Here is a 12530-nt window from a genome sequence, read left to right on the forward strand (position 1 = left end):
CCGTGGGTCAGTAGCGGTAGTGCTCCGGCTTGTACGGGCCGGCCACGTCGACGCCGATGTAGTCCGCCTGGGCCTTGGTGAGCACGGTCAGCTTGGCGCCGAACGCGTCCAGGTGCAGCCGGGCCACCTTCTCGTCGAGGTGCTTGGGCAGCACGTACACCTGCTTGCCGTACTCGCCGATCTTGGCGTACAGCTCAACCTGGGCGATGACCTGGTTGGAGAACGACGTCGACATCACGAAGCTCGGGTGACCGGTCGCGTTGCCGAGGTTCAGCAGCCGCCCCTCGGAGAGCACGATCACCGAGTGGCCGTCCGGGAAACGCCACTCGTCCACCTGCGGCTTGACGTTGACCTTCTCGATCCCCGGCAGCTTCGCCAGGCCGGCCATGTCGATCTCGTTGTCGAAGTGCCCGACGTTGCCGACGATCGCGTTGTGCTTCATCCTCGCCATGTGGTCGGCCAGGATGATGTCCTTGTTACCGGTGGTGGTGATGAAGATGTCACCCCGCTCGACGACGTCGTCCAGGGTCACCACGTCGAGACCGTCCATCGCCGCCTGCAGCGCACAGATCGGGTCGATCTCGGTCACCACGATCCGGGCCCCCTGGCCGCGCAGCGACTCCACGGCACCCTTGCCGACGTCGCCGTAGCCGCAGATCACCGCGAGCTTGCCGGCGATCATCACGTCGGTGCCCCGGTTGATCCCGTCGACCAGCGAGTGGCGGATGCCGTACTTGTTGTCGAACTTGCTCTTGGTGACCGAGTCGTTGACGTTGATCGCCGGGAAGAGCAGGTTGCCCTCGCGGGCCAGCTCGTAGAGGCGGTTCACACCGGTGGTGGTCTCCTCGGAGACCCCGATGATCGGCTTGGCCATCTCGGTGTACTTGGTCGGGTTCGCGGCCAGCGAGCGGCGCAGCGTCTCCAGGATGATGCCGTACTCGACCGAGTCGGTTTCCGAGGTGGAGGGCACCGCGCCGGCCTCCTCGAACTGCTTGCCGAGGTGGATCAGCAGGGTCACGTCGCCGCCGTCGTCGACGATCGAGTCCGGTCCGCTGCCGTCCGGCCAGGTGAGCATCTGCTCGGTGCACCACCAGTACTCGTCGAGCGTCTCACCCTTCCAGGCGTACACCGCGACACCCTGCGGGTTGTCGACCGTGCCGTTCGGGCCCACGACGACCGCCGCGGCGGCCTGGTCCTGGGTGGAGAAGATGTTGCAGGAGACCCAGCGCACGTCGGCCCCGAGCGCGGTCAACGTCTCGATCAGCACCGCCGTCTGCACAGTCATGTGCAGCGATCCGGCGATCTTGCGGCCCTTGAACGGCTGCTGGGCGGCGTACTCACGGCGCAGTGCCATCAGCCCGGGCATCTCGTGCTCGGCGAGCTCGATCTCCTTGCGACCGAAGGTCGCCAGGGACAGGTCGGCGACCTTGAAGTCGCTGACCGATCCGGCGCTGTCGGCGGTCAGAGTGACGGTCACTAGAACTCCTCGGGTTTAAACGGATGCGTCCGTCCTGCCGGACACGGCACGCACGACACCCGTCCACCATACGGCCAGGGTGGCGCGTTTCCCGACCCGAGGGCGAAGCCGCAGTCAGTCGCGGGCGAGCGCGAAACCGACCGTCGGACCGGCACCGCCGCCGTAGGCGACCTGGATGAGCAGCGCGGCGACCGGCTCCAGGTAGCGGGCGCTGGACAGCGGGCCGGCGTCGACCGTGTCGAAGCCCAGCTGGGTGCCGAGTTCCTGGACGGTCTTCTTGGCGGCCAGGTCGTCGCCGGCGACCGGCACCGACTGCCGTACGCCGCCGAGCACCGGCCGGGCGTGGTTCGGGGCGAGCACGGTGTTGAACGCCTTCACCACGTTGGCCGCCGGAACCATCGCGGCGACCTGCTCGGCGGCGGATGTGTCGTGCCCGATCCGCAGCGACATGTGGTCCGGACCGAGCGGGTTGGTCACGTCGATCACGGTGCTGCCGGCCAGCGCGTCGGCGACCGGCCCGGTGAGCGTGTCACCGATATCGGTGAACGGCACCGCCAGTACGACCAGCTCGGCGTCGGCGGCCTGGGCCGCGTCACCGGCGGTCACCCCGGTGCCGGCGGTGGCCTCGGCCAGCCGCGGCGAATCCGGGCTGGACGCAGAGATCGTCACCTGGTGACCGACCTCGGTCAGCCGCCGGGCCAGGGCCGAGCCGACGTTGCCGGCGCCGATGATGCCGATGTCCATCATTGTCTCCCTCTCCGACGGGTCGCCACTGTCGATCGGGTACCCGCCGGCCCGGCACGGAAACAGCGGCGCACCGGAAACGGCACTGTACGAAACAGCGGACCGGGGATAGATAGCAGCGCTATCTAGATAGCGCTGCTATCTATCTGGCCGTGGATCAGGAACGGCGGGGCCAGTGGCTGCGCGGGGTGCTCGACCTCTGCGTGCTCGCGGCGCTGCACCGGCACGAGTCGTACGGCTACGAGCTGGCCCAGTCGCTGCAGGCGGCCGGGCTCGGGCCGATCAAGGGCGGCACGCTCTATCCCGTACTGCTCCGGCTGCAACGGACCGGCCTGGTCGACGCCCGGTGGCGCGCCGGCAGCAGCGGCCCGGCCCGCAAGTACTACCGGCTGGCCGAGTCCGGTGCGCAGCGGCTGCGCCAGACCATCGCCGACTGGCGGTCCTTCGCCACCGGTGTCGACACGATCCTGCAGGAGGTGACCACCTCGTGAACCAGCAGACCTGGCTGGCCGCACTGACCGGCGAACTGCACCGGCACGGCATCGACCGCGAGTTGGCCGGACACGTCGTCGCGGAGGCCGCGGCCCACCCCCGACCCCACCTACGGTTCGGCTGACAGCCCCGTACCGGATCAGCGGCCGACCGGGTGCACCAGCTCCGGCGACGCGGTGTCCAGCGGCACCGCCGACGGCGGCACCAGACCGAGCTGCACACCCTGGCGCGACAGCAGCGACTCCAACGTCCAGTCGGCCGCCACCCGGATCCGGTTGCCCGGGATCGACGCCAGGTGGTAGCCCCGGGTCACCGCCTTGGCCAGCGGGCCGGAGATCGGCACGTGCAGCGGATTCGCCGCCGCCTGCGCGCCGCCGAGGTCCACCACGAACCCCAGATCCTTGTGCCGGTACGGGCGGAACGAACCGTGCCCGTACGACGCGGCGACGTTCTGCGCGGCCAGCTTGCCCTGCCGGACGGCATGCTGAGCGGTCATCGGGGTGACCTCGCCCGGCCGGTTCGGGTCGGGCACCGCGGCGGCGTCACCGCACGCGTACACCTCCGGATGCTGCGGTACGGCGAGGAACTCGTCGACCACCAGCCGGCCCTTCAGAGTGGTCAGTCCCAGATCGTCCACCACCGGATCGGGGCGCACCCCGACACACCAGATCAGCGACCGGGTCGGGATGAACTCCCCGTCGGACAGGTGCACCCCGTCGCTGGTCGCCTCGCGGACCGAGGTGCCGAACCGGGTCTCGACGCCCCGCGCGTCGAGGACCTTCTGCGCGGTGACCGACATCCGCTGGTCCAGCTCGGGCAGCACCCGGTCGGCCAGGTCGAGCAGCAGCCAGCGCACCTGCTGGCCGGCCAGCCGGGGATGCCGGCGGACCAGCAGGTCGGTGGCGGTCACACAGTGCGCCGCGACCTCGGTTCCGGTGTATCCGGCCCCGACCACGACGAAGGTGCATCGGGCGGCCCGCTCGGCCGAATCGTCACTGAAGTCGGCGAGTTCGATCTGCCGGGTGAGGTGGTCGCGCAGGTAGAGCGCCTCCGGCAGGGTCCGGAAGCCGTGCGCGTGCTCGTTGGCGCCGGGGATCGGCAGCAGCTTGTTGACACTGCCGATGGAGACGATCAGCCGGTCGTAACTCAGCTCGGCCCGGTCGCCCTCACCGTCGACATAACAGATCCGCCGGCCCGGCAGGTCGATCTGGTCGATCTCGCCGAGCACCACCCGTACGCCGGGCAGGGTGTCCGGCAGCGAGACGGTGACCCGGCGGGGCTCCAGCACACCCGAGGCGACCTCGGGCAGCAGCGGCACGTACAGGAAGTAGTCGGTCGGGTTGATCAGGACGATCTCGGCGGACCCCCGGGCCAGCCGGGACAGGGTACGGGCAGCCTGGTAGCCGGCGAAGCCGGCACCCGCGATGACGATCCGTGGTCGCTTCATGCTGCACTCCGATCTGGGTGGGTGGGCGCAAACGGGTGTCCCCGTGTCTGCCGGACCCGGGCGCCGGGGAGACCGGGCAGACCTGTCGGGGACACCCACCAGAGGGTTTCCGGCGCCGCCAGCCGGCCCGGTGGGCGCGGCAGCGGTCCGGTGGTCAGTTGTTCGGGTCGTCGGTGCTGATGTCGGCCAGCACCGAATCCGGTTCCCACTCGACGGCGAGGTCACCCATGGAGACCACGCCGACCAGGCGGCCGTCGTCGACCACCGGCAGTCGCCGTACCGAGTAGGTCCGCATCAGCTCGGCGGCCGCGACGGCGTCGTCGTACGGCGACACCACCACGACGTCCTCGGTGATGATCTGGCTGAGCTGGGTCATCGACGGATCCATCTCGGATGCCACCGCCCGGACCGTGATGTCCCGGTCGGTCACGATTCCTCGGATATCGCTCCCGTTGGTGACGATGATGTCGCCGATGTCGGCGTCCCGCATCTGCCGCGCCGCCGCCGTCAACATGTCGCTGGCGTCCATGGTGAACGGGCGGGCCGTCATGAACTCTCCGACGGTCGTCATCACGCACTCCTCTCGGTGTCGGCGCCGTCTTCGGGGTACCCGGGGTCGGGAACGAAAAACCAGCGCCCTCCCCCGGTCGGTGGAATCGGCTACGCTCGCAGGTCGAAACGGCTGCGCCGGCACGAGGTGCACGGGCGGGCAGGCCGGGTAGGGAGCACGCCGTGTGGGCACGCCGGGTCAGCTGGCGTAAGCCTCTTTCGCCGGATTCGCGGGTGCCGCACCCGGCCGACCGGTCGTTGCTGCACCGCACGGAACGCTGGCGTGGAATGCCGCTGGCGTTGGCGCTGATCGCGGTCATCACCGTCATCGACGTGCTGACCCAGACCAGCGCGGTCGTGCTCGGATTCCTGTCGCTGGCCCCGCTGCTCGCCGCCGCCGTCGAGAAGACCCGACGGACCGCACTGGTCACCGCAGTCGCCTGCTTCGTCGCGTTGGTCGCCGGGCTGCCCAGCGGCATGTTCGGTAGCCTGGACCATCTGCTGCGCAGCAGTGTCGTCTTCGCGGTCGGCATCGTGTCGATCTACGTGGCCCGGTCCCGGAACCTGCGGGAGGCCCGGCTGCGCCGGATGACCGAGATCGCCGAGGTTGCGCAGCGGGCGGTGCTACGCGCACCGCCGCCGCAGCTGGGCGATGTCGCCCTGGTCGCCCGGTACCTGTCCGCGTCCGAGGCAGCCAACGTCGGCGGTGACCTGTTCGCCGTCGTGGACAGCCCGTACGGGACCAGGATCATCATCGGGGACGCGTGCGGCAAGGGCCTGCAGGCGGTCCAGATGTCGGCCACCGTGATGGGTGCCTTCCGACAGTCCGCCTTCGTACAGCCGGAACTGTCCGCCGTCGCCGCCGATCTGGACCAGGCGGTGTACCGCGACGGAGTGGGTACCGGCCAGCCGGCGCAGTTCGTCACCGCCGCCCTGGTGCAGCTCACCGACGACACGCTGACCGTGATCAACTGTGGCCATCCGGCACCGGCACTGCGTCCCGCCACCGGGACGCTGGAGATCCTGGAGCCCGGTGACCGGCACCCGCCGTTGGGGCTGCGCCGCCACGCGCCGGAGCCGCTCCGGGTGACCCGACCCTGGCAGGTCGGGGACCGGCTGCTGCTCTACACCGACGGGTTGGTGGAGGCCCGCAACGGACGCGGCGAGTTCCTCGCCTCGGACCGGGTGACCGCGTGCCTGGAGCTGCCGGACCGGCAGGAGGTGCTGGACCGCGTCGTCGCCGAGCTGCAGCGGCACGCCGGCGGTCAGATCAGCGACGACGCCGCGATGCTGCTCGCCGAACGGGTCGCCGCCGACTGACGACGACCCGCCCGGCGTTGCGGCGGTAACTGTTGCGGTGCTGACTGTTGCGGTGCCGGGCTCAGGCCGCCGCAGCGATCAGCAGCTCGGCGATCTGCACCGCGTTGAGGGCTGCGCCCTTACGCAGGTTGTCGTTGGCGCAGAACAGCGCCAAGCCGTGCTCGACAGTTTCGTCGACCCGGATCCGGCCGACGTACGTCGGGTCCTGGCCGGCGGCCTGCAGCGGCGTCGGCACGTCGGACAGCGCCACACCGGGCGCGTCAGCCAGCAGCTCAGCCGCCCGTCGCGGGTCGATCGGCCGGGCGAACCGGGCATTGATCTGCAGCGAGTGGCCGGTGAACACCGGCACCCGGACGCAGGTCCCGCTCACCCGCAGCTCGGGGATGCCGAGGATCTTGCGGCTCTCGTTGCGCAGCTTCTGCTCCTCGTCGGTCTCGTCGGAGCCGTCGTCGACGATCGAACCGGCCAGCGGCAGCACGTTGAACGCGATCGGCGCGGCGAACGACCGGGGCGCCGGGAACTCCACCGCGCCGCCGGCGAAGGTGAGCGCCGCCGCCCCTTCGGCGACCTTGCGGACCTGCTCGTCCAGCTCGGCGACACCGGCCAGACCAGCGCCGGAGACCGCCTGGTAGGTCGAGACGACCAGGCTGACCAGGCCGGCCTCCTCGTGCAGCGGGCGCAGCACCGGCATCGCCGCCATCGTGGTGCAGTTCGGGTTGGCGATGATGCCCTTCGCGCGGTCGGCAGCCGCCTGCGGGTTGACCTCGGCGACCACCAGCGGTACGTCCGGATCCATCCGCCAGGCCGACGAGTTGTCGACCACCACGGCACCGGCCGCCGCGACCCGTGGCGCCAGCTCCTTCGACGTGGCCTTGCCGGCCGAGAAGAGGGCGATGTCCAAGCCGCGGTAGTCGGCGGTGGCGGCGTCCTCGACGACGATCCCGCTGCCGCGCCACGGCAGGGTCCGACCGGCCGAGCGGGCCGAGGCGAACAGCCGCAACTCGTCTACGGGCACCGCCCGCTGCTCCAGCACCTGCCGCATGACGCCACCGACCTGCCCGGTCGCGCCGACTATTCCGATCCTCATGTCACAACCCCGATCCTCATGCTGCGAAGGTTACCGACGGGCCGGGCCGGGACGGAACCGAGTTGTCCGGCGTCACCTTCCGACCCGTCGGCGTACCCCCGCGCAGTCAGTTCAGGTACACGCGATCAGTTCAGGTACCGGCGGGCCAGCTGCGGCTGGCGCCACATCGGCCAGAGCAGCGGGCCGCCGTCGGGCAGGTGGAACGGAGCCGTGGCGGTGAGCCGGTAGCCGAGCCGGGCGTACAGATCTCGGGCGCCGGGGCTGCTGGCCACCACGTAGGCGGCGCTGCCGGCGGTGTCGAAGATGGCGTGCCGGTGGTTCAGCAACGCCGTACCGAGGCCGTTGCCCTGCCGGTCCGGGGTGACCCCGAGGTACGCCAGGTAGTGGTGCTCGCCCACCGGGTGTCGTTCGGCGAGTGCGTTGTCCAGCAACCGGAACCGGTACGCGTATTCACCGCAGGTGTCGTCGAGCAGCTGCTCGTACTCCACCGGGTTCGGCAGGATCAGGCTGCACGGGCGCCAAACCGCCACCGCACTGTAGTCCTCGGTCCGGTAGATGCTGCCCTGGCGCAGCCCGTAGTCGATCAACGCCGGACAGAACCGCTGGTACACCTGCCGACGGGCGACCGGGTCCGGGATCAGCCAGGACGACTCGGGGGTGTCCAGAAATGCCTCCACCAGTGTCTTGGCCACTTGCGGGGTGTCGGTGTAGGTCGCGTAGCGGATCATCACCGACGTGTGGAGCTGGGGCATCAGCGCTCGCCTCTCTGCGGCACATTGCGGACACCCGGGTACAACGGACGACACACCGCCGTGGGTTCGAATGTATTTGCCCGCCTACCGACCGCGAGGCGGTAGGCGGGCAAGGCGGCGGTCAGCGCGTGCAGGGCACGCAGTACCGGGCGTGCGGCAGAATCTCCAGCCGTTCCCGGAGAATTTCGCCGCCGCACCGGTCGCAGCGGCCGTAACGACCCTCGGCGATCCGGTTCAACGCCTCGACGGTCTGGTCGTAGCCGCGCCGGGCGGCGACGACCAGCGCGGCCCGGGTGTGCGCTTCACCCGGGTCGCCGGTGTCGGCGGTGAGCTCGGTCAGCTGGGCCCGGTGCGTGTCCAACTGGTCGGCCAGTTGCACCCGTACCTGTTCGATCCATTCGGTGCCGCGGGTGCCGTGCAGTTCGGTGCTCATCGGGTCTCCTCGCAACAGAAAAGGGCCGAAGCTGATCCGCTTCGCCCCTGGTGGCCGTCGTCGTGATGGTGCGACGGCGCTCCGGAGGCGCCCGGCCGGTAGGGCGCGGCAGGCCCGGCCGACCAGCGACGCCGGACACGAGGACGCCCGGCGCGACGGCACTCGGCGCGAAGGTGCGCACGACGATCGGAGCCGTGACAGTCACGGCTCCGTCGCGCTGCGCAGGAGTGATCATCCGGCAACCGTAGGACACTACCGCAGGGAAGCCAACACGTTAACCGCCTAACCGGACATACCAGACAGGCGACGCGGACCTGGCGGCCCTGGCGGGGCGGATCGAACCGCAGCGGCGCGTAGGGTTCCAGCGGACCGCACCCGCTCCGCACCCTGCGCCTGCTGCAACGCCGCTGAGCCCGACACCCCGGGCCCGGCGACGACACCCCTGGCCCGGTGCGGATCAGTCGGCGTCGTGCAGCTCCCCCAGGCCGGAGGCGGTCAGTTCGTCGCGGATCTTCGCCGCGTCACCCTCGACCACCAGGGTCAGCCCTTCGGCCTGCAGGTGGGTGGCGGCGGCGGCGGAGACCTGCTCGACCGTCGCCGACAGCAGCTCGTCGCGCAGCCGGGCGTGGTAGTCGTCGGGCAGCCCGTGCACGACCAGGGTCCCCAGTGCGCTGGCGATGGCCGGCGGGGTCTGCAGCTCGACCGAGAGCTGACCGGCCCGCCACGACCGGGCCACCGCCAGCTCCCCCTCGGTCACCCCGTCGGCCTGGGTACGGGACACCTCACCGACCGAGTCGATCAGGGCGGGCGCGGTGACCCCGGTCTGCACACTGGAGCTGACCGCGAAGCGCCCGAACCGGCGGGACATCCCGAAGTCCGACCGGATGCCGTACGTGTAGCCGCGTACCTCACGGATCAGGTGGTTGAGCCGCGACGTGAAGGCTCCACCGAGGACGGTGCTGGCCAGGGTCATCGGCACGTAGTCGGGGTGGGCCCGGTGCGGTGCCGGGTGGCCGAGCCGCAACGTGGACTGCACCGCGCCCGGCCGGTCGACCAGGATGATCCGCCGATGGTCCCGCAAGGTGACCGGCAACGGTGGTCCGGGCTGTGACGGCGAGCCGGTCGCCCCGGCGAAGGCGGCCACGCCGAGCGCGTCCAGGTCGATCAGGTCCAGATCGCCGGCGACCAGCAGGGTGCCGGGCCGGGTGAACCACGCACTGTGGAAGTCGACGACGTCCGCCACGGTCACCGCCGCCACCGATTCGGGGTCGCCGCTCATCGGCCGGCCGTGCCGCTGGTCGGCACCGAACAGGTCGGCGCGCAGCGCGGCTTCCGCCCGCGGCCCCGGGTTGGCCCAGTACATCCGCAGCGCGGTCGCCTCGTCGTCGCGGACCCGCTCGACATCGGACGGATCCAGCCGGGGGGTCCGGACCGCCTCGGTGAGCAGCTCGACGGCCGCGCCGAGCCGGTCGGTGCTGACCTGCACGCCCACCCGGAACGAGTCCCAGTCGACGGAGATCGACAACTCGGTGCCGAGACTTTCCAGGACCAGGGCGTACGCGGCCGAGTCCCGGGTCTCGGTGCCCTCTTCGAGTGCCTTGGCGAGAACTCCGGCCAGCCCTTCCCGGCCGACCGGTTCCCGGCTGGCACCGGCGTCCAGCAGCAGGGTCGCCACCGCCAGTCGGTGGCCGGGCAGGTGGGCGGCGACGATCTCGCCACCGGCCACGCTGCGCCGGACCACGTCCGGGAAACGGTACGGCCGGGCGGCGCCCGGTCCGGGACGCTGCGCGATGATCGTCACTGGTCGCCCTCCGGCAGGTAGCTGAGCTGGACCCGGTTGTCCGGCCGCAACAGGTGTGCGGCCTCGTCGTTGACCGCCTCGGCGGTGACCGCCAGCCAGCCCGGCAGCCGCTCCCCGGCGCGGGCCGGGTCGCCGAACTGGGTGGCGTAGCGGCCGAGGGTGTCGGCCCGGCCCTCGAAGCTGGCGACCTGACGCCACCAACCGGTGGTGAGCAGTGCCTTGGCCCGGTCGACCTCAGCCTCGGTGACGCCGTCGCGGGCCACCTCGTCGAGCACCTCGGACAGGCCGTCGGCGAGCCGCTCGGCGGTCACCGTCGGCTGGGCGGTCGCGGTGATGATCAGCGGCGCCGGCGCGTGCGCCAGGTCGACGCCGTACGCGCCCAGGTAGTCGGGCTGCGCGATCCGGGCACCGTCGGCCAGCCGTTGGTAGAGCCGGCTGCCCCGGCCACTGCCCAGCACTGTGCCGAGCACGGTCGCCGCGTCGTAGGCCGAGGTCCCGAACGGATGGGTGCGGTAGGTGAAGTAGTGCCGGGCTGCCGGCACGTCGGTGGTGACCGTCTCGGTGACCGGGCCGGCCAGCGGTGCCGGCGTACGCCCGTCCGGCGCCGGTGGGATGTCGGGCCGCGCGGCGATCCCGCCGAAGTACTTGTCGGCCAGGCTGAACACCTCGTCGTCGTCGGTGTCGCCGACCACGGTCAGCACCGCGTTGTTCGGCGCGTAGTACATCTCGTGGAACGCCTGGAAGGTGGCCAGGTCGGCGGCGTTCAGGTCGTCCATCGAGCCGATCGTGGCGTGGTGGTACGGGTGCCCCGGCGGGTAGAGCAGGGGCAGCAGCCGCAGCCAGGCGTCGCCGTACGGCACGTTGTCGTAGCGCTGCCGCCGCTCGTTCTTGACCACCTCGCGCTGGTTGTCCAACGTCTCCTGGGTCAGCGCCGGCACCAGGCCGCCCATCCGGTCGGCTTCCAGCCAGAGTGCGAGGGCCAGGTGCTCGGCGGGGACGGTCTCGAAGTAGTTGGTCCGGTCCGGGTTGGTGGTGGCGTTGAGCGAGCCACCCGCGCCCTGCACCAGCTTCATGTGCTCGGTCTTGGCGACGTTGACCGATCCCTCGAACATCAGGTGTTCGAAGAGGTGGGCGAATCCGGTCCGGCCGGCGGGCTCGTGACGCGAACCCACGTCGTACCAGAGATTGACCGCGACCACCGGTGCGCTGGGGTCAGGGCTGACGACGACCCGTAGGCCGTTGTCCAGCCGGGTGGTCTCGATCGGCCAGGGGTACCCGTTGGGCGACATGCGCCCGACGTTATCCGATCGGGGGCCCGGCCGGACGCACCGGGCCGGCCGGGTGCCGTCGGGGTCAGCCGGGCGGCTCGCTGCCCGGCTGCGGACGCGGCTGCTCGCGCCGGTCGGAGTCGTCCAGGATGGCGGCGGCCTGACGCACCGGGTCGTCGCTGCCGGCCGCCTCCTCCTCCGGCAGCAGGTGGCCGGCGCGCGATTCGATCCGCTCCGCTTCGGCTTCCGCCTGACCCGTGGTGGCGGCGCCCGGTGGTGGTGAGCCGGTGAACGGGTCGTCGTCGGTGTCAGTGTTCATGGACCGAGTGACTACCCGGGCGACGGCCGAGTCATGCGTTCCGCCGCCGCGTAGGTCAGGAGCGGAACGGGCCGCGTACCTCGTAGGTGATGCCGCCGGAGGACGCACCCGAGGTGCCGCGCTGCGACGAGAAGTACAGCCGGCCGCCGTCAGGGGAGAACGCCGGACCGCAGATTTCCGACGACGACTGGCCGCTGATCCGCAGAAACGGCGCGATCCGCTCGTCCGGGGTGATCAGGCAGATCTCCATGTTGCCGCCGTCCTCGGCGACGTACAGGTCACCGCCCGGCGTACCGACGATGTTGTCGACGCCGGTCAGCGGCGGGGTGCCGGAGATCAGCGAGTCGTCGTAGGCCAGGTCGATCCGCTGGGCGACCGCGTCGTACGCCCAGACCCGGTTGTCGCCCTTGGTGGTGAACCAGCAGACGCCGTCGGCGTAGTGGCATCCTTCCCCGCCGTTGAACCGTTTCGCGCCGGATACCTGGAAGCGGGTGGCGATCGGGCCGCCGTCCGGGTCCGGCACCCGGGCCCAACTGACCGGCCCGCTGGTACCGCTGCCGGCCACCAGCACCTCGAGGGTGCCGGTGGACAGGTCGCCCCAGGTGTCCGGCCGGAACCGGTAGAAGCAGCCGTTGCTCTCGTCCTCGGTCAGGTAGATCACGCCGCGGACCGGATCGGCGGCGGCGGCCTCGTGACAGAACCGGCCCATCGCCGGGCGCCGCACCGGGGGGGGGGGGAAGAGGGGGGGGGGGGGGGGGGGGGGGCCACAGGAGAACACCCCCCAAAAGAAAAAAAAGACCCCCAAAAGGAAGGCCCAAAAAAAAAATCTGCGTTGTTTTTT

The 12530-nt window shown here is 70.9% G+C and carries 14 protein-coding genes; 3 read left to right on the forward strand and 11 right to left on the reverse strand.

Translation table 11 applies throughout. The annotated features are described in order from the left end of the window. Positions 1 to 7 precede the first annotated feature (7 nt). Both ahcY and ACXAHD_RS17555 read right to left on the reverse strand, forming a co-directional pair. A complete protein-coding gene (gene ahcY, locus ACXAHD_RS17550; protein WP_281553756.1) occupies positions 8 to 1477 on the reverse strand; it encodes an adenosylhomocysteinase in 1470 nt (489 codons plus the stop codon). 114 nt (positions 1478 to 1591) lie between these two features. After that, positions 1592 to 2221 carry an NADPH-dependent F420 reductase gene (locus ACXAHD_RS17555; RefSeq protein ID WP_475051718.1) on the reverse strand — a complete coding sequence of 210 codons (630 nt, stop codon included), beginning with the start codon at positions 2219 to 2221 and terminating at the stop codon, positions 1592 to 1594. A gap of 152 nt (positions 2222 to 2373) precedes the next feature. Here ACXAHD_RS17555 and ACXAHD_RS17560 point away from each other — a divergent pair, with 152 nt between their 5' ends. Then, positions 2374 to 2712, forward strand: a complete 339-nt coding sequence (locus tag ACXAHD_RS17560; protein ID WP_475051723.1) for a PadR family transcriptional regulator — start codon at positions 2374 to 2376, stop codon at positions 2710 to 2712. Continuing rightward, entirely contained in the window at positions 2709 to 2837 is a 129-nt protein-coding gene (locus tag ACXAHD_RS17565) for a hypothetical protein (protein ID WP_281553755.1), read from the forward strand. The genes ACXAHD_RS17560 and ACXAHD_RS17565 overlap by 4 nt, the downstream gene beginning before the upstream one ends. A 15-nt stretch (positions 2838 to 2852) precedes the next feature. Here the strand turns inward: ACXAHD_RS17565 and ACXAHD_RS17570 are convergent, their stop codons facing one another. Together ACXAHD_RS17570 and ACXAHD_RS17575 are read right to left on the reverse strand one after the other, a co-directional pair. Then, positions 2853 to 4160 (reverse strand): NAD(P)/FAD-dependent oxidoreductase, encoded by a 1308-nt coding sequence (locus ACXAHD_RS17570; RefSeq protein ID WP_281553754.1) that lies wholly within the window; start codon positions 4158 to 4160, stop codon positions 2853 to 2855. Between the two features lie 154 nt (positions 4161 to 4314). After that, positions 4315 to 4731: a CBS domain-containing protein gene (locus tag ACXAHD_RS17575; RefSeq protein WP_281553753.1), complete on the reverse strand. Its 417-nt coding sequence runs from the start codon at positions 4729 to 4731 to the stop codon at positions 4315 to 4317. A gap of 212 nt (positions 4732 to 4943) precedes the next feature. On the opposite strand from ACXAHD_RS17575, the gene ACXAHD_RS17580 reads away from it, so the two are divergent. Continuing rightward, entirely contained in the window at positions 4944 to 6029 is a 1086-nt protein-coding gene (locus ACXAHD_RS17580; RefSeq protein ID WP_281553752.1) for a PP2C family protein-serine/threonine phosphatase, read from the forward strand. 61 nt (positions 6030 to 6090) lie between these two features. On the opposite strand, the gene ACXAHD_RS17585 is transcribed toward ACXAHD_RS17580, so the two are convergent. The 7 genes from ACXAHD_RS17585 to ACXAHD_RS17615 form a co-directional block, all read right to left on the reverse strand. After that, positions 6091 to 7116 (reverse strand): aspartate-semialdehyde dehydrogenase, encoded by a 1026-nt coding sequence (locus ACXAHD_RS17585; RefSeq protein WP_281553751.1) that lies wholly within the window; start codon positions 7114 to 7116, stop codon positions 6091 to 6093. A 125-nt stretch (positions 7117 to 7241) separates the two neighbouring features. Beyond that, on the reverse strand, positions 7242 to 7868 hold the full coding sequence (locus tag ACXAHD_RS17590) for a GNAT family N-acetyltransferase (RefSeq protein WP_475051729.1): 627 nt from the start codon (positions 7866 to 7868) through the stop codon (positions 7242 to 7244). Positions 7869 to 7989: 121 nt separating this feature from the next. Beyond that, entirely contained in the window at positions 7990 to 8301 is a 312-nt protein-coding gene (locus tag ACXAHD_RS17595; RefSeq protein WP_281553749.1) for a TraR/DksA family transcriptional regulator, read from the reverse strand. 457 nt (positions 8302 to 8758) lie between these two features. Next, a complete protein-coding gene (locus tag ACXAHD_RS17600; protein WP_281553748.1) occupies positions 8759 to 10102 on the reverse strand; it encodes a M16 family metallopeptidase in 1344 nt (447 codons plus the stop codon). Beyond that, on the reverse strand, positions 10099 to 11391 hold the full coding sequence (locus ACXAHD_RS17605; RefSeq protein WP_475051733.1) for a M16 family metallopeptidase: 1293 nt from the start codon (positions 11389 to 11391) through the stop codon (positions 10099 to 10101). The genes ACXAHD_RS17600 and ACXAHD_RS17605 overlap by 4 nt, the downstream gene beginning before the upstream one ends. Positions 11392 to 11455: 64 nt before the next feature. Then, positions 11456 to 11689: a hypothetical protein gene (locus ACXAHD_RS17610; RefSeq protein WP_281553746.1), complete on the reverse strand. Its 234-nt coding sequence runs from the start codon at positions 11687 to 11689 to the stop codon at positions 11456 to 11458. A 55-nt stretch (positions 11690 to 11744) separates the two neighbouring features. Further along, the coding region (locus ACXAHD_RS17615; protein ID WP_475051735.1) for an alkaline phosphatase PhoX at positions 11745 to 12530 on the reverse strand (786 nt) is incomplete at its 5' end.

This window comes from Micromonospora sp. ABR4_055, from assembly GCF_056160425.1.

Coding starts and splice junctions, on each gene's coding strand:
- ACXAHD_RS17570 (WP_281553754.1), bottom strand. CDS start 4,160: ATGAAGCGACCACGGATCGTCATCGCGGGTGCCGGCTTCGCCGGCTAC.
- ACXAHD_RS17610 (WP_281553746.1), bottom strand. CDS start 11,689: ATGAACACTGACACCGACGACGACCCGTTCACCGGCTCACCACCACCG.
- ACXAHD_RS17555 (WP_475051718.1), bottom strand. CDS start 2,221: ATGGACATCGGCATCATCGGCGCCGGCAACGTCGGCTCGGCCCTGGCC.
- ACXAHD_RS17575 (WP_281553753.1), bottom strand. CDS start 4,731: ATGACGACCGTCGGAGAGTTCATGACGGCCCGCCCGTTCACCATGGAC.
- ACXAHD_RS17605 (WP_475051733.1), bottom strand. CDS start 11,391: ATGTCGCCCAACGGGTACCCCTGGCCGATCGAGACCACCCGGCTGGAC.
- ACXAHD_RS17595 (WP_281553749.1), bottom strand. CDS start 8,301: ATGAGCACCGAACTGCACGGCACCCGCGGCACCGAATGGATCGAACAG.
- ACXAHD_RS17590 (WP_475051729.1), bottom strand. CDS start 7,868: ATGCCCCAGCTCCACACGTCGGTGATGATCCGCTACGCGACCTACACC.
- ACXAHD_RS17585 (WP_281553751.1), bottom strand. CDS start 7,116: ATGAGGATCGGAATAGTCGGCGCGACCGGGCAGGTCGGTGGCGTCATG.